Below are 21,204 nucleotides of genomic sequence, written 5' to 3' on the forward strand. Positions count from 1 at the left end.
TTCCCGCGATGACGTCGGCATCACCTCCGGTCGGCAACTCTGCAGGAATATCGCAACGCGTGGTAATGGTCCTGAAATGATCTTGAAACCTGGGCGCGGCAGGGTGGCGGCAAGGCCCGCAACCGCAGGAGGTGAGCTTCCGTGCCCACGTCAGACGACTCCCCGCGCGCACCGGCCGTCTCCAGTCTCTGCGCCTACTGCGGGGTCGGCTGCGGCGTGGTGCTGCAGGTCGAAACCGATCCGGCCAGCGGGCGTCGCCGGGTGGCCAAATCCACCGGCGACCAATCCCACCCGACCAACTTCGGCCGACTGTGCACCAAGGGAGCCACGACCGCCGACCTGCTCGCCGCACCCGGCCGCATGGAATCGGCTTACCTGCGGCCCGAACGCGACGAGCCCGTCGAGCCGACCGACATCGACGCCGCCATCACCCACTGTGCCGGCCGGCTGCGGGCGATCATCGACCAGCACGGGCCCGATGCCGTAGCGCTTTACGTCTCCGGCCAGATGTCCACCGAGGCCCAATACCTGGCGAACAAGCTCGCCAAAGGCTTCATCGGCACCAATCAGATCGAGTCCAACTCGCGGCTGTGTATGGCCAGCGCGGGCAGCGGCTACAAGCAGTCACTCGGCGCCGACGGGCCGCCCGGCTCCTATCAGGACTTCGATCACGCCGACGTGTTCTTCGTGATCGGCGCGAATATGGCCGACTGCCACCCGATTCTGTTCCTGCGGATGATGGATCGCGTCAAGGCCGGCGCCAAGCTGATCGTCGTCGACCCGCGCCGCACTGCCACCGCGGAGAAGGCCGACCTGTTCTTGCAGATCGCGCCCGGAACCGATCTGGCGCTGCTCAACGGGCTGCTGCACCTGATCGTCGCGAATGGCCACACCGATGACGAATTCATCGCCGAGTACACGCAGGGCTGGGAGGTCATGCCCAGCTTCCTCGAACAGTTCACGCCGGAGGTGGTGGCCGAGCTCACCGGAATCCCCGAGGACGACATCCGCACCGCCGCGGAGTGGATCGGCGAGGCGGGCAACTGGATGAGCTGCTGGACGATGGGACTCAACCAGAGCACCCACGGAACCTGGAACACCAACGCCATCTGCAATCTGCACCTGGCCACCGGAGCCATCTGCAAGACCGGCAGCGGGCCGTTCTCCCTGACCGGTCAGCCCAATGCGATGGGCGGCCGGGAAATGGGTTACATGGGCCCGGGTCTACCGGGTCAGCGCAGCGTCGTCTGCGCCGACGATCGCGAATTCGTCGAGGACATCTGGGGTATCCCGCGCGGCTCGCTGCGCACCGAGGTGGGCGCCGGCACCATCGACATGTTCGCGCGGATGGCCGATGGCCAGATCAAGGCGTGCTGGATCATCTGCACCAATCCGGTTGCCACAGTGGCCAATCGCAAGACGGTGCTGGAAGGGCTGGAACGGGCTGAGCTGGTGATCGCCCAGGACGCGTTCGCCGACACCGAGACCAGCGCCTACGCCGATGTGCTGCTACCGGCGGCGTTGTGGAGCGAGTGCGACGGCGTGATGGTCAACTCCGAGCGTAATCTCACGCTCTTTCAGCAGGCGGTCGACCCGGTCGGGCAATCGTTGCCGGACTGGCAGATCATCGCCCGCGTCGCGGCAGAAATGGGTTACGCCAACGCGTTCGACTACTCGAGCGCCGAGGACGTGTTCGAAGAGATCAAACGATTCGCCAACCCCAAGACCGGCTACGACCTACGCGGAATCAGCTACGAGCGATTGCGTCAGAGCCCGATCCAGTGGCCCTGCCCGCCGGAGAGCGCGCAAGACCGCCACCCGATCCGCTACCTCAACGACGGGGTCAGTCAGACACTGGTGGTCCGCGAGGACGGCGGCGTGCCGCGGTTGGCGTTCGCGACCGAGTCCGGCCGAGCGGTCTTCTACCCCCGTCCGCACCTGCTGCCCGACGAGATGCCCGATGACGACTATCCCTTCCTGCTCAATACCGGACGGCTGCCGCATCAGTGGCACACCATGACCAAGACCGGAAAGGTCGCCAAACTCAACAAGCTCAACCCGGGCCCGTTCGTGGAGATCCACCCCGACGACGCCATCCGACTGGGCGCCGTCGAGGGCGATGCGGTGGAGATCGCCTCGCGCCGGGGCCGGGCCGTGCTCCCGGCGGTGGTCACCGATCGGGTGCGGCCGGGGAACTGTTTCGCTCCGTTCCACTGGAACGACGCGTTCGGTGAATACCTGTCGATCAACGCCGTCACCAATGACGCCGTCGACCCGACATCGCAACAGCCGGAGTACAAGGCGTGTGCGGTCACCTTGGCGAAGGTTCTGGTCGATTCGCCGCCCGAACCGGAAACGCCCGAGACGCCGAAGACCGGCCAAGTCAGCTTGGACCGGGTGGATACCCTCATCGAATTGTTCGGGCTCAGTGGGGAATCCGTGACCACGGTGCCCTCATTCGCTCCCATGGAGCGCATATATCTGAGTGGGTTGCTGACCGCGCTCCGCACCGAGGCCGGGCGCAGCGCCAGCGGTGTGCCGACGGTACCGGCCAACGCACCGCTGGAGCCGGCCACCCGAATGTGGGTAGACGGCCTGTTGGCCGGGTTGTTCTCCCGGTGCCCAACGCCGGCGGCGTCCCCACCCCAGGACATCGGGTCTCGGCCTGAGTCGATCGTGGTGTTGTGGGCCTCGCAGACCGGCAATGCCGAAGAGGTGGCCGCCCGTTGCGCGGCACACCTCGGCGAGGCCGGACTTCCGGTCGCGCTGCACACGATGAACGACTTCCCGGTGACCGACCTGTCCGCAACCCGACAGTTGATCCTGGTCTCCAGCACCACCGGCGACGGTGAGCCGCCCGACAACGGCGCTGTCCTTTGGGACGAGTTATCCGCCGAGGGCACACCGCAACTCACCGACACGCGCTACGCCGTGCTGGCGCTGGGCGACTCCAACTACGACGACTTCTGTGGTTACGGGCGCAAACTCGATACCCGGCTGGCAGAACTCGGCGCCACCCGCATGCTGGACCGTGTCGACTGCGAGCCCGACTACGACGACGCCGTGGACGAGTGGTTCAGTACGCTCCGCGGGGCGCTGGGCGCCGCGTCGGCACCGGCTGTGGCGGCTCCCGTCGCGGCCCGCTCGTCGCGGGTACCGGGGCGGTACAGCAGGAAGAACCCGCTGCTCACCAGGCTGATACGTAACACCGTGCTCAGCGGACCGGGTTCGACCAAAGAGGTGCGGCAGCTGGTGTTCGAGCTCCCGGACAAGTCTCTGAGCTATCAGGCCGGTGATGCGCTCGGGGTGTGGCCACGCAACTGCGCCGCACTGGTAGACGAATGGCTGACGGTGACCGGCCTCGATGGCGGGCACGTCGTCGAGGCCGCCGACTACGGATCGATGCCATTGCGACAAGCCCTGGTCGAGCGATTCGAGATCGCCCGTGTCACCGGTGAATTACTACGGTTCGTGGCGCAGCGCAGTCAAGACCGCGAGCTGGTCGAGTTGTTGCGGCCGGAGAACAAAGCCGTGCTGACGGACTGGATGTGGGGTCGCCAGTCGGTGGATGTGCTGGCCGCAACCCCGGTCCATGCCGCCGTCGACGACTGGCTTGCCGTGCTCAAACCGCTGACGCCGCGGATGTATTCGATTTCGTCGGCATGCGTGGACAATCCGGGCGAGGTGCACGTGACGGTCGGCGCAGTGCGTTATGAATGTCAGGGAATGCCGCGCGGCGGCGTGTGCTCGACGTATCTGGCTGATCGAAGCGACGACGCCGAGATCGGGATATTCGTACAGCCCACCAATCATTTCCGGCCGCCGGCGGATCCCAACGCTCCGATGATCATGATTGGGCCCGGGACCGGCGTCGCACCGTTCCGTGGTTTCCTGCAGCAGCGCCGTGCGCTCGGGCACCGAGGCCGGAACTGGTTGTTCTTCGGCGAACGCAATGCCGCCACCGATTTCTACTACCGCGACGAGCTGAACGACATGCACGCCAGCGGTTTCCTCACCGAACTCGATCTGGCGTTCTCCCGCGATCAGCCGGAGAAGGTCTACGTACAAGACCTGCTCCGCGCGCGCGGCGCCCAAGTATGGGCGTGGTTGCAGGACGGCGCACACCTCTACGTGTGCGGCGATGCCAGCCAGATGGCCAAGGAGGTCGACCGCGCGATCTGCGATATCGCCGCGCGCCATGGGCTGCTCGCCCGCGACGCCGCCAAGGCCCATGTGCGGGCGCTGTCGTCCGCCGGTCGCTACCAGCGCGACGTGTACTGAGTGCGCCTCTAAAAAACCGTCTGGGCGCAGGTGGACGGCGTGGTCAGGTTGACTCCGGCGTAGACCACCTGCACATGGGTGCACACGATCACGTTGGCGTCGGTCTTGGGCCGGCCGGTGGAGTATTCCAGGACATCGATGCTGCCGTTGGTCTGGTATTTCTCCGGCGGGCCCTCGCCGTAGTACATCGATTGGATCACCGCGCCGGTGCCGTCCTTGAACACCTTGGTTCCCGGGCCGCCGCGGTCCTTGAACCAGCCCTCACCGCCGTCGGTGTGCACGTCCAGGTAGGCGGTGCGCTTGGACGAGCGGATCTCGGTGCTTTGGCGAGCCCACAGGTCCGGCGGGAACCCGGCCATCCCCGCGGGCGTCTGCAGTTGCACCCCGACGGTGAATCGGCACAGCGGCGGTGCGCTGCAGTCGACCCAGCTGTGAGTCTGCAGCTGATCGGCGTCGTTCACCGGGAACAACGTGGTCTTGGTGTCACTGGCCGCCGACGCGATCGCGGACGGGATCAGCGCCGCCAACAGCGTCAAGGCCGCTGGGATCATCAGCAACCGCTTCATGTCGCACCAACCTAGACCGGACATCACTCGTCGTAGGTCACTTCCACCGAATCGGTCTCGGGATGGGCTTGGCAGGCCAGGATCAGCCCTTCGGCGAGGTCCTGGGGTTCGAGCACGTCGTTGATCTCCATGGAGACCTTGCCCTTCTTCAGCTCACAGGCGCACGCGCCGCAGTGGCCCTCCCGGCAGGAGAACGGGGCGTCGAGGCCCTTGTCGAGCAGCAGATCGAGCAGTTTGACGTGCCGGGGCCACGCGAACTCGTGCTTCTCGCCGTCCAGCTCGACGATGACGGTGGCCGGCGCCGCGGCCTGCTCGCCTTCGGGAGCTTCGGTGATCTTGACCGCGGCGAACGGGTCGCTGTCCAGCGACTTGAACACCTCCAGATGGACCTGATCGGCCGGGACGTTGCAGGCATCCAGGGCCTCGCGAGCGGCCGCCATGAAGGGGCCCGGACCGCAGATGAAGACCTGGCGATCGGTGTAGGGGGCGGCCAGCTGTGCCAGCGCCGCACGACTCGGCAGGCCCTGGACCGACTCCAGCCAGTGCAGGACCGTCAGCCGGTCGGGGTATTTGTCGACCAGCTCGCGCAGCGCGGCGCCGAAGATCACCGACCGCTCGTCGCGGTTGGCGTAGACCAGCACCACCTTGCCGCTGCCCTGCGACAGCGCCGATTTGCAGATCGCCATCATCGGGGTGATCCCGCTGCCGGCGGCCAGCAGCAGAAAGTCGGCGTCCAGTGACTTGGGCACGAAGGTTCCCGAGGGCGCCAGCACATGGACGCGCATCCCGGGCCGGGCGTTGTCGCACAGCCAGTTCGATGCGTAGCCGTCGACGGTCCGCTTGACGGTGACCGCCAGCGAGTCGTCGGTGAAGGGCGAGCTGCACAGCGAGTAGCAGCGGGCCACCGAGCCGGTCTGATCGCTGGGGATTCGCAGCGTCAGGAACTGGCCCGGCAAGTACTTCAAGCGCTGCTCAGGGATCTCCGGGTCGTCTGGCCCGTCCGGCACGCCGAATACCAGCGAACGCGCATCGTCGGTCTCGGTGACGACTTGCGTGATCTGCAGTTCCAGGACGTGACTGCCGAGTGGTTCGTCCGGAATGGTCTCCGTCACGGGCCGCCCTTCATCTTCGGTCATAACTAGAACAGGTTACAGAAAAGTGGTCCGGTATTGCTACCAGCTGCAGGAACACCCCGCTCGACACAAATCGGAACGTGTTCTAATCTCACTCTAGGCTGGTTGGAAAACACCGCCGATGAACCTGTTCACTTCTGGGAGGCAATCTAGTGACGTCCATTCAACAGCGTGACGCGCAGTCGGTGTTGGCCGCCATCGACGACCTTCTGCCGCAGTTGCGTGAGCGCGCCCAGGAGACCGAAGACCTGCGCAAGCTGCCCGACGCCAACGTCAAGGCGCTCGAGGACGCCGGTTTCTTCCGGCTGCTGCAGCCCGAGCAGTGGGGCGGCCTGCAGTGCGACCCGACCCTCTTCTACGAGGCGGTACGCCGGCTGGCCAGTGCCTGCGGCTCCACCGGTTGGGTCGCCGGAATCATCGGCGTGCACAACTGGCACCTGGCGCTGTTCGACCAGCAGGCCCAGGAAGACGTCTGGGGCGAGGACACAGGCGTCCGGATCTCCTCGTCGTATGCGCCGATGGGCGCCGGTGTGGTCACCGAGACCGCCGACGGCTACATCGTCAACGGCTCGTGGAACTGGTCGTCGGGCTGTGACCACGCCACCTGGGCATTCCTGGGCGGCCCGGTGATCAAGGACGGCAAGCCGGTCGACTTCGGCAGCTTCCTGATCCCGATCTCCGACTACCGCATCGACGACGTGTGGCACGTGGTCGGTCTGCGCGGCACCGGCAGCAACACCGTCGTGGTCAAGGACGCGTTCGTGCCGCGGCACCGCTTCCTGTCCTACCGGGCCATGAACGACGGCACCGCCGGCGGCTACCAGACCAACACCGCGCCGGTCTACAAGATGCCGTGGGGCACCATCCACCCGACCACCATCTCGACGCCGATCATGGGCATGGCCTTCGGCGCCTACGACGCTCACGTCGAGCACCAGGGCAAGCGGGTGCGCGCGGCGTTCGCCGGCGAGAAGGCCAAGGACGACCCGTTCGCCAAGGTCCGGATCGCCGAGGCCGCCAGTGACATCGACGCCGGCTGGCGTCAGCTGATCGGCAACGTCGGCGACGAGTACGCGCTGCTGTCCGCCGGCCAGGAGATCCCGTTCGAGCTGCGGGCCCGGGCCCGGCGCGATCAGGTCCGTGCCACCGGCCGGGCCATCGCCTCCATCGACCGGCTGTTCGAGGCGGCCGGCGCCACCGCGCTGTCCAACGACGCTCCGGTGCAGCGGTTCTGGCGCGACGCGCATGCGGGTCGGGTGCACGCGGCCAATGACCCCGAGCGCGCATACATGATCTTCGGTAACCACGAGTTCGGGTTGCCGCCCGGCGACACCATGGTCTGATCGAACTGGACCTGGCTGGGACATAGAAGAGCTTGCTGGAGGTATCACCGATGAGTATCCGTTCGCTGGGCTACCTGCGGATCCAGGCCACCGACATGGCGGCCTGGCGGGACTTCGGACTGAAGGTCCTCGGCATGGTCGAGGGATCCGGTACCACCGACGGTGCGCTGTACCTGCGGATGGACGAGTTCCCCGCCCGCCTGGTGATCGTGCCGGGGGACACCGACCGGCTGCTGGTATCGGGGTGGGAATGCGCCAACGCCGCAGGGCTGGCCGAGATTCGGCAGCGCCTGGACGCCGAGGGCACGCCCTACAAGGAAGCCACCGCCGCGGAGCTGGCCGAGCGCAGCGTCCAGGAGATGATCGCGTTCGACGACCCGTCGGGCAATCACCTGGAGGTCTTCCACGGGGTGGCGCTGCAGCACCGCCGCGTGGTCAGCCCCTACGGGCACCGGTTCGTCACCGAAGAACAGGGCCTGGGCCACGTGGTGCTGTCGACCAAGGACGACGCCGAGGCGCTGCACTTCTACCGCGACGTGCTCGGATTCCGGCTGCGTGACTCGATGCGGCTGCCCCCGCAGATGGTCGGGCGCCCCGCTGACGGCGACCCGGCCTGGCTGCGGTTCTTCGGCTGCAACCCGCGTCACCACAGCCTGGCCTTCCTGCCGATGCCGACTCCGACCGGAATCGTGCACCTGATGGTCGAAGTGGAGAGCGCCGACGACGTCGGGCTCGCCCTGGACCGCGCCTACCGCCGCAAGGTGCCGATGGCCGCCACCCTGGGACGGCACGTCAACGACAAGATGCTGTCGTTCTACATGAAGGCGCCCAGCGGTTTTCAGATCGAGTTCGGCTGCGAAGGCCTCGAGGTCGACGACGATGACTGGGTGGCTCGGGAGAGCACCGCGGTCAGCCTCTGGGGGCATGACTTCACTGTGGGTATGCAGTAGCAGTGACTGACGACCTCTCGATCGACCCGCGTGCGTTCCGCAACGTACTGGGCCAGTTCTGCACGGGCATCACCATCATCACCACGGTGGATGACGAGGTGCCGGTCGGTTTCGCCTGCCAGTCGTTCGCCGCGCTGTCGCTGGACCCGCCGCTGGTGCTGTTCTGCCCGACCAAGCAGTCGCGGTCCTGGCTGGCCATCGAGTCCAGCGGAAAGTTCTGCGTCAACATCCTGGCCGAGGAGCAGAAGGACGTCTGCGCCCGCTTCGGCTCCCGCGAACCGGACAAATTCGCCGGCGTGGACTGGAGCCCGTCCCCGTTGGGGTCGCCGATCCTGGCCGGATCGCTGGCCCACATCGACTGCACGGTGGCGTCGGTGCACGACGGTGGCGACCACTTCGTGGTGTTCGGCGCGGTGCAGTCGCTGTCGGATATCCCGGAGGTGAAGCCGCGGCCGCTGCTGTTCTACCGCGGCGACTACACCGGCATCGAGCCGGACAAGACCACTCCGGCGCACTGGCGCGACGACCTGGAGGCGTTCCTCACCGCCACCACCGACGACACCTGGCTGTAATTCCTCGCCACGAGTGTGAATCCGGCGACGACGACGCGGCGTGTCGCGTCGTGAGATTCACACTCGCGGGGCGCGCTGGTGCCTACCATGCACCGGGTGAAGCGACTTGGCTGGTCGGCGGTGGCGACTCTCGCCTACGCCGCGGTGATGCTGGTGCTGGAGCGCGGGATGCGCAAGACGGGTGGCCCCGGCATCATTCCGTTTGAGCTGGCCGGCAATGCCGAGCGAGTCCAGGAGATCCTGACCGCCTGGGGATCCGAGGGCCGTCGGTGGGCGCGCTGGTCGCTGTGGCTCGACTTCGGCTACATGCTCACCTACGGAACCTTGGCACTGTTGCTCATCGAGCGGGCCCGCAGTCGCCATGGTCATCCGATCGCACTGCGGCTGTTGCCGATCGGCGCGGTGGCCGGCGATGCGATCGAGGGGGTGGCATTGCTCAAAGCCCTCGACGGCGTCGGCGTCGACACCAACGCCCGGCTTGCCCGTAGCGCGGCACTGGCCAAGTTCGCGTTGTTGGCGGTGGGGCTGGTCTACACCGTCATCGGGGGAGCGCGCCGGCGGTCATGAGCCGTGCCAGCATCGCTGGTGCTCGGCGTGGGTGCGCAGATACGCACCGGGGGAGTAGAACTCGTCGTAGAAATCGGTGTCCAGATGCTGGGCCTGCAGGTACATCAGCACGTGCACGGTCGGGACGGTGCCCGGCAGTTTGCCGAAGGTGTCGTAAATGTAGGACGCCTCGCAGGTGACCAGTTCGGCGATGCCGTCCGGTGGCAGTGCCGAACCGCGCACGGCCCGACTGTCCGACCACGGACCCGGGGTTTCGGGGTGCGACGGCCCGCCCGGTCCGAACTTGCGGACCATCAGCTTGCGCACACCCTCGGCGACCGAGGTGACATGCGGGGGACTGAGCGTCTCGAAGTAGCCGGGTAAGCCGGTGACATTCGGGAACGGCCAGCGCGGATCGGTGTCGGCGACGAATCCCAGTCCGGGTGCACGCGGGTCACCGGAGCCGCCCAGGACCGACAACCGGTCCAGGCCGTCGAAGATCCAGCCGCCCAAGCCCATCGCCTGCAGGCCCAGCGCCCCGTTGTGGGCCGCGATGGACAACTCGGCACTGGCCTCGGTCAGGGTGTACTGCTCTACGAACGACAGCGGTATCGGGTCGGCGGCATGCGCCAGACCGGAAAACGCTTGCACGCCTGGGATGTTGCGGCCAGTGATGTCATCGGTGATCGGATAACCGTTGGCCGCGAAGAACCACAGATTCTCCAGCAGGTGTTCGGCCAGGTCAGCCACGTTGAATGCCAGCAGACTGCCCGGGTGGTTGCCGATCCAGGTGTTGTGGCCCTCCATGTAGGGCTCTTCGGCGGGCAGTTCCAGGCGAGAATCCGAGAGCCGCACATACGAATCGGCGGTGTGGCCGATCCACTCCTCGATGGTGTCGAACTCCCGTGGCGCCTGGTCGCGTGTGGGCAGCAGGTAGCAGCCGGTGTCGTCGGTGAAGAACAGCTGGCTGGTGTGAAAACCCGCCGCCGACGGGATGGCCCGCCCGGTGGCGCTGCCGGGGTAGTTCGGCAGCGCCGGGGCGTACCCGGGATGGTGCGCGATGCCGTCGTGCCATCCGGTGGTGCCGGCCATCAGCGACAGCAGCAGCGCCCGTTCGACCTCCGACAACGGCTGTACCGGACGGCGGCTGGTGTAGGCCAGCGCACCGGCGGGAATGGCGCCGCCCACGGGGAACCGCCGCGACCGGCGTCCGGTGATTGCGGCGAAAAGCCCGAAACCGGCCGCCTGCGCCAGCGCGGCCCGTTCGTGGTCATTGATCGCCAGGGCCATGGCCCGGACCTACTTGCTGACGGTCTCCAGCAGCATGGCCAGCTGGGTCGGGGAGACCGCGATCCCGCACTGGCTCTTGAGGTCGGTGAGCGGCTGGGCGATGCCCTGCAGGGTTGCCAGCTGGTCGAGGTGGCTGATGAAGTAGCCCTGCACCGAGGACTTGGCCTGATCCGCCGGCATGGTGGCTGCGGCGGTCAGCACGTCGTTGGTCTCCGGGTGGTCGTTGAGGAATCCACCGGCCTGGCCCAAGACGCCGCTGGCAGTGGTGGACAGCCCGGCAGCCGTGCAGGCACCGGGTGCGGCATCGGCCGGGTTGCTGGTCGTCAGCGTGGATGCGGCCACCGCCCCGAGGATGCCGACGGCTGCGGCGCCGAGCGCCAGGCGGTTCAGCGAGCCTCGACGGAGGAGAGGCGAAGCTGGGACCGCCGCGAGAGCAGGGCCAGAAGTCGTGGTGATGCGCATAGCAGTGGTCCCTTCGATCAGGTATTTCCAGCTCGGAAGGTAAACCTACCGGAGCGGCAGCCAACCGCGGAGCCGGCGCAGGGCTTCGTCGATGTCGGCGGTGGGGCCGGCGAACGACAGACGGACGAAGGTGTTGCCGCGCTCGGTGTCGAAGTCGACTCCCGGCGTCAGCGCAAGACCGGTGTCGGCCAGCAGGCGGGCGCAGAACCCCAGTGAATCGTCGGTGTGCTCTGCGAGGTCGGCATAGACGTAGAACGCCCCGTCGGTGGGCGCCAACTTCTCGATGCCCATGCCCCGCAGGCCGCCCAGCAGCAGCTCCCGGTTGGCGGCATAGTGCCGCAGGTGGCCATCGGATTCGGCGATGGATTCCGGGGTGAACGCGGCGACCGCCGCGTACTGGGCCAGTACCGGGGGGCAGATGGTGAAGTTGCCGGTCAGACAGTCCACCGCCCGGCGCAATGCCGGCGGCACCAGCAGCCAGCCCAATCGCCAGCCGGTCATCGCAAAGTACTTCGAGAAGCTGTTGGCCACCACCGCGTTTCGGGAGGTCTCCCACGCACAGCTGGTCTGCGGAGCGCCCTCGTAGACCAGGCCGTGGTACACCTCATCGCTGATCAGTCGCACCCCGGCTGCGTCGCACCAGGCGGCGATCGCGGCCAGCTCCGCCGGTTCCATGACGGTCCCGGTCGGATTGGCCGGGCTGGCGACGATCACCCCGGCCAACGGCCCTTCGATCTCGGCGAGCATGGCTGCGGTGGGCTGGAAGCGGGTCTCGGGCCCGCAGGGGATCTCGACCACCTCGCAGCCCAGCGCGGTCAGGATGTTGCGGTAGCAGGGATAGCCGGGGCTGGCGATCGCCACCCGGTCGCCGGCGTCGAAACAGGCCAGAAATGCCAGCAGGAATCCGCCCGACGAGCCGGTGGTCACCACCACGTCGTCGGGTTCGACGTCCAGGCCGTAGCGGTCGGCGTACGAGCCGGCGATGGCCGAGCGCAGCTCCGGGATGCCCAGTGCGACGGTGTAGCCCAGTTCGTTGGCCTGCAGGGCCGCCGCAGCGGCAGCGCGCACCGGCTCGGGTGCGCCCACGCTGGGCTGGCCGGCCGACAGGTTCACCAGATCGCCATGGCTGCGCTGGCGTTCGGCGGCGGCCAGCCAGACGTCCATCACGTGGAACGGTGGAATGCCGGCGCGCAGCGCCGTGCGGTCGAGCTGGTTGGTCATGCGATTCACCCTGTCATCAGTTGCTGGAGGAACCGGGTGGAGTCCGGCATCGAGGCGAGCACCGTGCCCGAATGGTCCTGGTCGGGATAGATGTGCAGCTCGACATTCTGGTGGTTGGCGATCAGCTGCTCGTACAGCGTCTGACTGGACCGGGGCGGCACGTCGGTGTCGCGCAGGCCGTGTCCGAGAAAAATCGGCCGGTCATACCCGTCGGTCGGGGTGCCCATGAAGCGATCGAGCGCGGCGCCGATACCGTCCAGCGAACTCACCGGTGCGCTGAACAGCTCGTTCAGCGTCGTTCCCGCCACCTGTTGATCCAGCTCCGGTTTGCACACCGCTTCCGCCAGGTCTGCCAGCTCGTGCCCGCGGGGAGTCAGCACACTGTCGATGGGAATCTCGGGATGCGCTTCGCGCAGGGCAGCCACGATGTACGAGGTGTAGCTGATCGCCGCCGGTGGCACCGACTGCGGCGGCAGATCGGGGCCGGCCTCCATGACCAGCCGTTCGATGTTGGCCGGGGTCCCGGTGGCCACCACGCCGCGATAGTCCAGGCCGGTGCCGGCGGTGAGCCGGGCGGCCCACCAGGCGCTGTTGATCGCCGCACCGCCGCCCTGGGACTGCCCGACGATCGCCCACTTGGGGGACAGCGGCAGGTCCAGCTGGTGGACGGCTCGCACGGAGTCGATCACCGAGTGCGCTTCGGTGGCACTGTTGAGATAGCTCATCAGGCCTGGAGTACCGAGCCCGACGTAATCGGTGCCGACCACCACATAGCCCTGGTCGAGCCAGTGCGACAGGTATTGGTTGTCGCGGGGGCTGCGTGGCCGGGCCGACGGGGTGCAGTCGTCGCCGAGACCGACGGTGCCGTGCGCCCACGCGATCACCGGCCATCCCCCCGCCGGGGCCGCGCCGCGCGGCACGAAGACCGCTGCGGTGCTCACCGCGGGTCGATCGTGCTGGTCGGGCGTGGCGTACAGGATCCGGAATGCTTGGGCGGCGCCGGTCACCGACAGTGCCGGGTCCAGTGGTGCCGAGGTGATCAGCTCCCCGTCGGCGGGAATGGCACCGGCGTAGGCGCGCGCATCCAGTCCCGACCACTGCGGCCCCGGCTCAGCCGTGGCCGATGCGGCCAGCACCAGGGCGGCCAGCCCGACCGACAGCGAGGCGGTGGCCACGCGACGAAGTGTGCTCACGTGTTCAGGGCCAAGAAGGTGAATGGTTCGGCGACTTCGAAGTTCGCCGATGTCTCACCGGCGAAGATATTGCTGTCGTCGGAGCCGAGGTCGAGTTTGCGCACCGCGGCGCCGTCGGCGAAGTCGAGCTTGGCCAGGTCCACCCAGAACACGTTGGGCGTCAGCGCCGACTCGAAGCAGTACAGCTTGCGGGTGTGGTGGGCGACGGTGCGCCAGCGGGTCGAGGAGATATTCGGCTCGCCCGGTGTGGAGATGCCGAACGGCACCGACACGTTGCGCACCACGCTGAGCACCGAGGCGAGCGCGATCTTCATGTCGTCGGCCTTCGGAATCGCGTTGACGTAGAACGAAGCCCGCGCGAACCGGTCCGCGGCTCGATTGGTGCCCGGCAGCATGACGGTGCCGCCAAGCTGTTCCCAATAGGCGTTCACGGCGAGCTGCTGGTCGAAGATCGGCGAGTTCGTCATCACCTGGTACTGGCGCCCGTGGTGGATCACCTGCTTGCCGTCAACGTATTCCACGATCGCACTGTCACCGGTGGCGTCCGACAGTGACAGGTGCAGAGTGGCCAGCCGGTCCTCGCCGGGTACGCCGTCGGTGACCACCTGGAACGCTTCGGTGCTCAGCGCTGCGACCGCTTCGGCGACCGTGGCGAAGTTGTCCAGGGCGTACTGCGCCCAGACCGAGATGCACAGGCCGGGCCGGCTGCCGTCGTATTGCGGATACACCGATTCGGCCAGCCAGAGCAGGTTGGCGGACAACCCGGCTTCGTTCAAACCGTCGGTGGTGCAGATGTCGTAGCCGGTGGCCACCACACTGCCGTACTTCGCGGTCCACGTGGCGGAGTTCGCCCCGGCCCGGCCGTCGCGCTTGATGCCTCGCGGCAACGACCACAGATTGGTCGCCAGATCCAGCTTCCAGTCCATGGACCGCCCGGTGATGATGTTGCCGTTCGGGCCGAGATAAACCAGTCGGGTGCACATGCGGCTACCGTACGGGGCTGCTACAGCACCTCGGCCTGCAACCGGAGAAGATGTTGTGCCGGCAGGCCGAACAACTGTGAACTGCCGTGCGCGCGTTTGAAGTACAGCTGGATGTCGCTTTCCCAGGTGATCGCGATACCGCCGTGCAGCTGCACGGCCTCGCCGGCCACCTTGGAGAATGCCTCGCTGGCGACCACGCGCGCCAGCGCAGCCGAGGTCGCCGATGGCTCGGCGATCGCGTCGTCGACGACGGCGCGGGCGGCCGACACGGCTACGTACAGGTCGGCCATCCGGTGCTTGAGCGCCTGGAAGCTGCCGATCGGCCGGCCGAACTGCACCCGGCTCTTCGTGTACTCCACGGTGAGCTCCAGGCAGCGGGTCGCGGCGCCGATCTGCTCGGCCGCCAGCAGGATCGCCGCGTAGTCCGCGATGCCCGGGTCGTCACCGATGGTTGCGGTCGCGGTGGGGGTGATCCGGCCCAGGCGCCGGGTGGGGTCCATGGTGGCCACCGGCTCGGTGCTGAATTCGGTCCAGCGCTGCAGTTGCCCGTCTTGGGCGCCCACGACGACATCCGCGATATCACCGTTGGCGGCGTAGTCGTCACCGAAGACGACCGCTCCGATCGCGCCGCCCTCCGCCAGCTGTTCCAGCGTTTCGGCGTCGGGCTCGGGGGCGGCCAGCAGTGCCAGCTCGGCCAGGATGGTGCCCAGCAGCGGGGTGGGCACCAGGGCCTTGCCCAGCTCCTCGAGAACGACTGCGGCATCACCCAGTTCGCCGCCGGCGCCGCCGAGCTCCTCGGGCACCACCAGGGCGGCGGCGCCGACCTGCTCGCACAGCAGCTGCCACAGGGATTCGTCGTAGCCGCGCTCGGACTCCATCGCCACGCGCACGGCTTCGGGTGTGGCGTGCTTGTCGACCAGTGCGGCCACGGTCTGGCGCAGCAGGTCGCGTTCGTCGTTACGGGCCACTTAGATCGCCTCCAACACTCGACGCCGGTGCGCGGTCGGATCTCCCCACGCGGGACGCAGGGCCTGCACCCTCAGTAGCCACAGCGACAGGTCGCACTCGCTGGTGAAGCCGATGGCTCCGTGGGTCTGCAGCGCCGAATGCGCGGCCAGCAGGGCGGCGTCGGATGCGGCCACCTTGGCGGCGCTGACGTCGCGGGCAGTATCGGAAGAGTTGTCGGCGAACGAAAGCGCTGCCCCGTACACCAGCGGGCGGGCCAGCTCGAGCGCGATGTGCACGTCGGCCAGCTTGTGCTTGATGGCTTGGTAGCCGCCGATCACGCGGCCGAACTGGGTGCGCTGCTTGGCGTAGTCGACGGCGGTGTTCAGCATCGCCTGCCCGGCGCCGATCAGCTGCGCGGCGGTGGCCAGGGCGCCCATCTCGTAGGCGCGGGCGGTGTCGGTGTCCCAGGCCGCTCCGTTGGCGGTGACATCGAAAAGCGCCCGGCTGGGGTCCACCGAGGCGTGACGGGTACCGGCCTGGGCGATCGACGCCGTCCCGTTCTCGGCCAGCAGAACAAGGTCGGCGATCTGTGCATCCAGGGCCCGCGGGGTGCGCGGCGGCAGTGCCGCAGTCGCGATCAGCTCACCGGCGGCGAGGCCGGCCAGCTGCGTGCCGGCATCGGGCGAGCCGGCCAGCAGGATTGGCGCCACCGCAATGGACTCCACCACCGGGCCGGGCACGCACCAGCGGCCGAGCGCCTCGATGGCCAGCACCACGTCGACGGGATGGGCGCCGATGCCGTCGAACTCCTCCGGCACCGCCAGCGCAGTCACGCCCAGCTCGGCCAGCTGATTCCACACCTGACGACCCCGCTCGGCGTCGCCCTGCGACCAGGCGCGCACCGCGCCGGGCACGTCGGCGGCACCCAGGGCCGCGTCGATGCTGGCCGCAAAGTCGCGCTGCTCTTGGTCTAGATCGAATTTCATTTCTTCTCCCGGGGCAGGCCCAGCAGCCGCTCGGCGATGATATTGCGCTGAATCTCGTTGGTGCCGGCGTAGATCGGGCCGCCGAGCGAGAACAGGTAGCCGTGGGTCCAGGCGTCGGCGAGTTCGCCGTCGGCGCCGCGGATGTCCAGGCCGGTCTGGTGTAGGGCAACGTCGAGGTCGGACCAGAACACCTTGGTCACCGAGGACTCCGCGCCCAGTTCGCCGCCGGCAGCCAGCCGGGTCACGGTGCCGAACGTCTGCAACCGGTAGGCCTGCGCGTTGATCCAGGCGTCGGCGACGCGGTCGGTGAACACCGGATCGCTGCCGTGCTGCTTCCACATGGCCGCCAGCTTCTCGGCGCCCACCACGAATCGGGCCGGGCTGCGCAGGCTCATGCCGCGCTCGTTGCTCGACGTACTCATCGCCGCGCGCCAGCCTTCGTTGGGCACACCGATCACGTCGTTGTCCGGCACGAAGACATCGTCGAGGAAGATTTCGCCGAAGCCGGTCTCACCGCCGAGCTGTTCGATGGCACGCACGGTGATCCCGTCGGCCTTGAGGTCGAACATGAAGTAGGTCAGGCCGTGGTGGCGCTGGGCCTCGGGGTCGGAGCGGAACAGCCCGAAGCCGCGCTCACCGAACGGGGCGCGTGAGCTCCAGATCTTCTGCCCGTTGAGCTTCCAGCCACCGTCGACCTTGGTGGCCGTCGAACGCAGCGAAGCCAGGTCACTGCCGGACTCCGGCTCCGACCACGCCTGCGCCCAGATCTCTTCGCCGCTGGCCATCTTCGGCAACACCCGGTCCAGCTGCTCTTGCGTGCCGTGCGCGAACAGCGTCGGCGCCAGCATCGAGGTGCCGTTGGCGCTGGCCCGGCCGGGCGCACCGGAGCGGAAGTACTCCTCCTCGTACACCACCCACTGCAGCATGCTGGCGTCGCGCCCGCCGTACTTCTTCGGCCAGGCGATCACCGACAGGCCGGCGTCGAAGAGCACCTTGTCCCAGCGACGGTGCTGCTCGAAACCCTCGGCGGTGTCATAGGACTCAGTCGGGAACTTGTCGGAGTTCGCGGCCAGGAAGTCGCGGACCTCCAAACGGAACTCCTCGACCTCTGCATCAATATTCAGGTCCATCTAGGCCCACTCTCTCAATTCATGCTTGACCACCTTGCCGCCGGGATTGCGCGGTAGGGAGTCGGTGAAGGTCACCGATCGCGGTGCCTTGAAGTTCGCCAAATGTTCACGGGCGTAAGCGATCACCGCTTGCTCGTCCAGAGTCGACCCGGCCCGGCGCACGATGAAGGCGCGGCCCACTTCGCCCATCCGTTCATCGGGCACGCCGATCACCGCCACGTCGGCCACGCCGTCGAGGCGGGCCAGGACCTGCTCGATCTCGGCCGGATAGACATTGAAGCCGCCGGAGATGTACATGTCCTTGAGCCGGTCGGTGATTCGCAGGTTCCCGGCGGCGTCCACGGTCCCGATGTCGCCGGTGTGCAGCCAGCCTTGCTCGTCGATCGCCGCGGCGGTGGCCTCCGGATCATCGAGATAGCCGATCATGATGTTGGCGCTGCGCAGCAGTACTTCGCCGGAATCCGAAGCGCCGCCGGTGCTTTCCAGCCGCAGCTCGAAGTCGCCGATCGGACGCCCGCAGGTGGTGGCGACGGTGACGGCGTCGTCATCGGCGCGGCACATGGTGCCGAACCCGCCGGATTCGGTCAGCCCGTAAGCGGTGAGCACGATGTCGATGTCCAGTTCGGTCTGCATCCGCTCGATCAGCACCACCGGGACGGTGGCCGCTCCGGTGACCGCGAACCGCAGCGAGCTCAGATCGTGTTGGTCACGCTCGGGGTGATCCAGCAGGGTCTGGTAGATGGTGGGCGGTCCGGGCAGCACGGTGATCCGGTGGGATTCGATTGCGCGCAACGCGCCGGCCGGGTCGAAGGTGAGCTGCGGGATCAGCGTGGCCCCGGTCTGCAGGCAGGCCAGGATGCCGGCCTTGTAGCCGAAGTTGTGAAAGAACGGATTGATGCACAGGTAGCGGTCCTGCTCGGTCATCTGGCCGCACTGGGCCCAAGCCGCCGGGCCGGCCAGCGACTGGCGGTGTGCGCAGAGCACGCCTTTGCTGCGGCCGGTGGTCCCGGAGGTGAACAGGATGTCGGAGAGATCGTCAGGTCCGACGGCGGCGGCACGGGCGTCGACGTCGGCGGCCGGCACCGCGGCCCCGGCGGCGATGAACTCGTCCCAGGTTCCGTCGGCGACATCCACCGGAATCCGGATGACGTGCTGCAGATCGGGCAGTTGGTCCCGGTCCAGTTCGGTGAGCCGGTCGGTCTTGAGGAAGCGGCCCATGCCGACCAGCACCTTGGCCTGGCTGCGGGACAGGATGTCGGCGGCCTCTGGCGCGGTGTAGCGGGTGTTCAAAGGCACCAGCACCCCGCCGGCGTAATGGGTGCCCAGGCAGGTGATCACCCAATGCCAGGTGTTGGGCGACCACAGCGCAACCCGGTCGCCGGGCTCCACGCCCAGGGCGATCAGGGCCGCGGCGGCCCGTCGCACTTCATCGCGCAGGCCGGCGTAGGTGAAGCGTTTGTCCTCGGTGACCAGGGCGTCATGGTCGGGAAGCGCACGCGCGATGTGGTCCAGGGCCGCAGGTGTGGTCTGCGGTTCTGTACTCATAGGCGCTGCTCCTCCCCGTCGCTGAACTCTGCATCGCCGTCAGCGCGGGCTCCCGGGGCTCGACGGCTCGTAGCCGAGCAAGTGCTTGGTAGGTTAGCCTACAAGGGTGCAAGCAGTCGAGGAGTTCCGGGCTGAGGTCCGTGCATGGCTGGCCGACAACCTGGTCGGGGAGTTCGCCGAGCTCAAGGGCCTCGGCGGCCCGGGGCGGGAGCATGAGGCGTTCGAGGAGCGGATGGCGTGGAACCGCCATCTGGCCGACGCCGGCCTGACCTGTCTGGGCTGGCCGGTGGAACACGGCGGGCGCGGCCTGTCGGTGGCGCACCGGGTGGCGTTCTATGAGGAGTACGCCAAAGCCGACGCGCCCGACAAGGTCAATCACCTGGGCGAAGAGCTGCTGGGCCCGACCCTGATCGCCTTCGGTACGCCCGAGCAGCAGCAACGGTTCCTGCCCGGCATCCGCAATGTCACCGAGCTGTGGTGCCAGGGCTACTCCGAGCCCGGTGCCGGCAGTGACCTGGCCAATGTGGCCACCACCGCGGTGCTCGACGGCGATGCGTGGGTGATTAATGGCCAGAAGGTCTGGACGTCCCTGGCGCACCTGTCGCAGTGGTGCTTCGTGGTGGCCCGCACCGAGAAGGGCTCCAAGCGGCACAACGGGCTGTCGTACCTGTTGGTGCCGCTGGACCAGCCCGGCGTCGAGATCCGGCCGATCGTGCAGCTCACCGGCACCTCGGAGTTCAACGAGGTGTTCTTCGACGACGCGCGCACCGACGCGGACCTGGTGGTCGGTGAGCCCGGTGACGGCTGGAAGGTCGCGATGGGCACGCTCACCTTCGAGCGTGGCGTGTCGACACTGGGCCAGCAGATCCGTTACGCCCGTGAGCTGTCTTCGCTGGCTGAGCTCGCGGCGCGCAACGGGGCCGCCGAAGACCCGCTGATCCGTGAGCGGTTGACCCGGTCCTGGGTCGGCCTGCGGGCGATGCGGTCGTATGCGATGGCCACCATGGACGTCGAGCAGCCCGGCCAGGACAACGTATCGAAACTGTTGTGGGCCAACTGGCACCGTGACCTGGGCGAGCTGGCGATGGACGTGATCGGGCGCGACTCGCTGGTGCTGCACGAGGGCGAATTCGACGAGTGGCAGCGGCTCTACCTGTTCACCCGCTCGGACACCATCTACGGCGGGTCGAACGAGATTCAGCGCAACATCATCGCCGAGCGGGTTCTCGGCCTACCCCGGGAGGCAAAGGGATGAGCTCGACGTCCAAGGATCTGTCCAAGACGCCGGAAGAGATCGCCGGGCACGGCCTATTGGCGGGCAAGACGGTCCTGGTGACCGCCGCCGCGGGCACCGGGATCGGCTCCACCACCGCGCGGCGTGCGCTGCTCGAAGGCGCGGACGTGGTGGTCTCCGACTACCACGAACGCCGCCTCGGCGAGACCCGCGACGAACTGGCCGGCCTCGGGCTGGGCCGGGTGGAGGCGGTGGTCTGCGATGTCACCTCCACCGCAGCGGTCGACGCGCTGTTCGACGAGGCCGTGGCGAAGATGGGCCGTCTCGACGTGCTGGTCAACAACGCCGGACTCGGCGGGCAGACCCCGGTCATCGACATGACCGACGACGAGTGGGACCGCGTGCTCAACGTGACGCTCACCTCGGTGATGCGGGCGACCCGGGCGGCGCTGCGCTACTTCCGCGACGCCCCGCACGGCGGGGTGATCGTCAACAACGCCAGCGTATTGGGTTGGCGTGCACAGCATTCGCAGTCGCATTACGCCGCGGCCAAGGCCGGCGTGATGGCCCTGACCCGGTGCAGCGCGATCGAGGCCGTCGAGTACGGGGTACGGATCAACGCCGTCTCGCCGTCGATCGCCCGGCACAAGTTCCTGGAGAAGACCAGCTCGTCCGAACTGCTGGACCGGCTTGCCGACGACGAGGCGTTCGGCCGGGCCGCCGAGCCGTGGGAGATCGCCACCACCATCGCGTTCTTGGCGAGTGACTACTCCAGCTACCTGACCGGCGAGGTCATCTCGGTTTCCAGCCAGCGCGCCTGA

18 protein-coding genes are annotated in these 21,204 nt (G+C 67.7%); 7 read left to right on the top strand and 11 right to left on the bottom strand.

What is annotated here, in order from left to right; genetic code table 11:
- Nucleotides 1-141: 141 nt before the first annotated feature.
- Nucleotides 142-4,281: a molybdopterin-dependent oxidoreductase gene (locus ACJH5R_RS19015; RefSeq protein ID WP_406759716.1), complete on the top strand. Its 4,140-nt coding sequence runs from the start codon at nt 142-144 to the stop codon at nt 4,279-4,281.
- 8 nt (nt 4,282-4,289) lie between these two features.
- Here the strand turns inward: ACJH5R_RS19015 and ACJH5R_RS19020 are convergent, their stop codons facing one another.
- Both ACJH5R_RS19020 and ACJH5R_RS19025 read right to left on the bottom strand, forming a co-directional pair.
- Nucleotides 4,290-4,847: a hypothetical protein gene (locus tag ACJH5R_RS19020; protein WP_406759717.1), complete on the bottom strand. Its 558-nt coding sequence runs from the start codon at nt 4,845-4,847 to the stop codon at nt 4,290-4,292.
- 23 nt (nt 4,848-4,870) lie between these two features.
- The gene (locus ACJH5R_RS19025; RefSeq protein ID WP_406759784.1) at nt 4,871-5,959 is read right to left on the bottom strand and encodes a 2Fe-2S iron-sulfur cluster-binding protein; all 1,089 of its coding nucleotides are present in this window, start codon (nt 5,957-5,959) and stop codon (nt 4,871-4,873) included.
- Nucleotides 5,960-6,132: 173 nt separating this feature from the next.
- On the opposite strand from ACJH5R_RS19025, the gene hsaA reads away from it, so the two are divergent.
- From hsaA to ACJH5R_RS19045, 4 genes are all read left to right on the top strand, one after another.
- Entirely contained in the window at nt 6,133-7,323 is a 1,191-nt protein-coding gene (gene hsaA, locus ACJH5R_RS19030; RefSeq protein ID WP_406759718.1) for a 3-hydroxy-9,10-secoandrosta-1,3,5(10)-triene-9,17-dione monooxygenase oxygenase subunit, read from the top strand.
- 50 nt (nt 7,324-7,373) lie between these two features.
- The gene (gene hsaC / locus ACJH5R_RS19035; RefSeq protein WP_406759719.1) at nt 7,374-8,273 is read left to right on the top strand and encodes an iron-dependent extradiol dioxygenase HsaC; all 900 of its coding nucleotides are present in this window, start codon (nt 7,374-7,376) and stop codon (nt 8,271-8,273) included.
- A 20-nt stretch (nt 8,274-8,293) separates the two neighbouring features.
- Nucleotides 8,294-8,845, top strand: a complete 552-nt coding sequence (gene hsaB / locus ACJH5R_RS19040) for a 3-hydroxy-9,10-secoandrosta-1,3,5(10)-triene-9,17-dione monooxygenase reductase subunit (RefSeq protein WP_406759785.1) — start codon at nt 8,294-8,296, stop codon at nt 8,843-8,845.
- A gap of 96 nt (nt 8,846-8,941) precedes the next feature.
- On the top strand, nt 8,942-9,412 hold the full coding sequence (locus ACJH5R_RS19045; RefSeq protein ID WP_406759720.1) for a hypothetical protein: 471 nt from the start codon (nt 8,942-8,944) through the stop codon (nt 9,410-9,412).
- Here the strand turns inward: ACJH5R_RS19045 and ACJH5R_RS19050 are convergent.
- The 9 genes from ACJH5R_RS19050 to fadD3 form a co-directional block, all read right to left on the bottom strand.
- On the bottom strand, nt 9,407-10,681 hold the full coding sequence (locus ACJH5R_RS19050) for a hypothetical protein (RefSeq protein ID WP_406759721.1): 1,275 nt from the start codon (nt 10,679-10,681) through the stop codon (nt 9,407-9,409). The two genes, ACJH5R_RS19045 and ACJH5R_RS19050, sit on opposite strands and share 6 nt — an antisense overlap.
- Nucleotides 10,682-10,690: 9 nt before the next feature.
- Complete coding sequence (locus ACJH5R_RS19055; protein WP_406782585.1) at nt 10,691-11,023, bottom strand: heme-binding protein; 333 nt, start codon at nt 11,021-11,023, stop codon at nt 10,691-10,693.
- 165 nt (nt 11,024-11,188) lie between these two features.
- Nucleotides 11,189-12,364, bottom strand: a complete 1,176-nt coding sequence (locus ACJH5R_RS19060) for a pyridoxal phosphate-dependent aminotransferase (protein ID WP_406782586.1) — start codon at nt 12,362-12,364, stop codon at nt 11,189-11,191.
- 5 nt (nt 12,365-12,369) lie between these two features.
- On the bottom strand, nt 12,370-13,539 hold the full coding sequence (locus ACJH5R_RS19065) for an alpha/beta hydrolase family protein (protein WP_406782587.1): 1,170 nt from the start codon (nt 13,537-13,539) through the stop codon (nt 12,370-12,372).
- A 14-nt stretch (nt 13,540-13,553) separates the two neighbouring features.
- Nucleotides 13,554-14,540, bottom strand: a complete 987-nt coding sequence (locus tag ACJH5R_RS19070; protein ID WP_406759725.1) for a linear amide C-N hydrolase — start codon at nt 14,538-14,540, stop codon at nt 13,554-13,556.
- 20 nt (nt 14,541-14,560) lie between these two features.
- Nucleotides 14,561-15,508, bottom strand: coding sequence for an acyl-CoA dehydrogenase family protein (locus ACJH5R_RS19075; RefSeq protein ID WP_406759726.1), 948 nt, complete (start codon nt 15,506-15,508; stop codon nt 14,561-14,563).
- On the bottom strand, nt 15,509-16,474 hold the full coding sequence (locus ACJH5R_RS19080; protein ID WP_406759727.1) for an acyl-CoA dehydrogenase family protein: 966 nt from the start codon (nt 16,472-16,474) through the stop codon (nt 15,509-15,511).
- On the bottom strand, nt 16,471-17,604 hold the full coding sequence (locus ACJH5R_RS19085; protein ID WP_406759728.1) for an acyl-CoA dehydrogenase family protein: 1,134 nt from the start codon (nt 17,602-17,604) through the stop codon (nt 16,471-16,473). The genes ACJH5R_RS19080 and ACJH5R_RS19085 overlap by 4 nt, the downstream gene beginning before the upstream one ends.
- Nucleotides 17,605-19,149 carry a 3-((3aS,4S,7aS)-7a-methyl-1,5-dioxo-octahydro-1H-inden-4-yl)propanoate--CoA ligase FadD3 gene (gene fadD3 / locus ACJH5R_RS19090; RefSeq protein ID WP_406759729.1) on the bottom strand — a complete coding sequence of 515 codons (1,545 nt, stop codon included), beginning with the start codon at nt 19,147-19,149 and terminating at the stop codon, nt 17,605-17,607.
- Nucleotides 19,150-19,255: 106 nt separating this feature from the next.
- On the opposite strand from fadD3, the gene ipdE1 reads away from it, so the two are divergent.
- Both ipdE1 and ipdF read left to right on the top strand, forming a co-directional pair.
- Nucleotides 19,256-20,404 (top strand): acyl-CoA dehydrogenase IpdE1, encoded by a 1,149-nt coding sequence (gene ipdE1, locus ACJH5R_RS19095; RefSeq protein ID WP_406759730.1) that lies wholly within the window; start codon nt 19,256-19,258, stop codon nt 20,402-20,404.
- Complete coding sequence (gene ipdF, locus ACJH5R_RS19100) at nt 20,401-21,204, top strand: (5R,7aS)-5-hydroxy-7a-methyl-1-oxo-2,3,5,6,7,7a-hexahydro-1H-indene-carboxyl-CoA reductase (RefSeq protein WP_406759731.1); 804 nt, start codon at nt 20,401-20,403, stop codon at nt 21,202-21,204. Before ipdE1 ends, ipdF begins: the two co-directional genes overlap by 4 nt.

Origin of the sequence: Mycobacterium sp. SMC-19, assembly GCF_045310815.1 — a bacterium.
In the GTDB taxonomy this organism is placed as follows: domain Bacteria; phylum Actinomycetota; class Actinomycetes; order Mycobacteriales; family Mycobacteriaceae; genus Mycobacterium.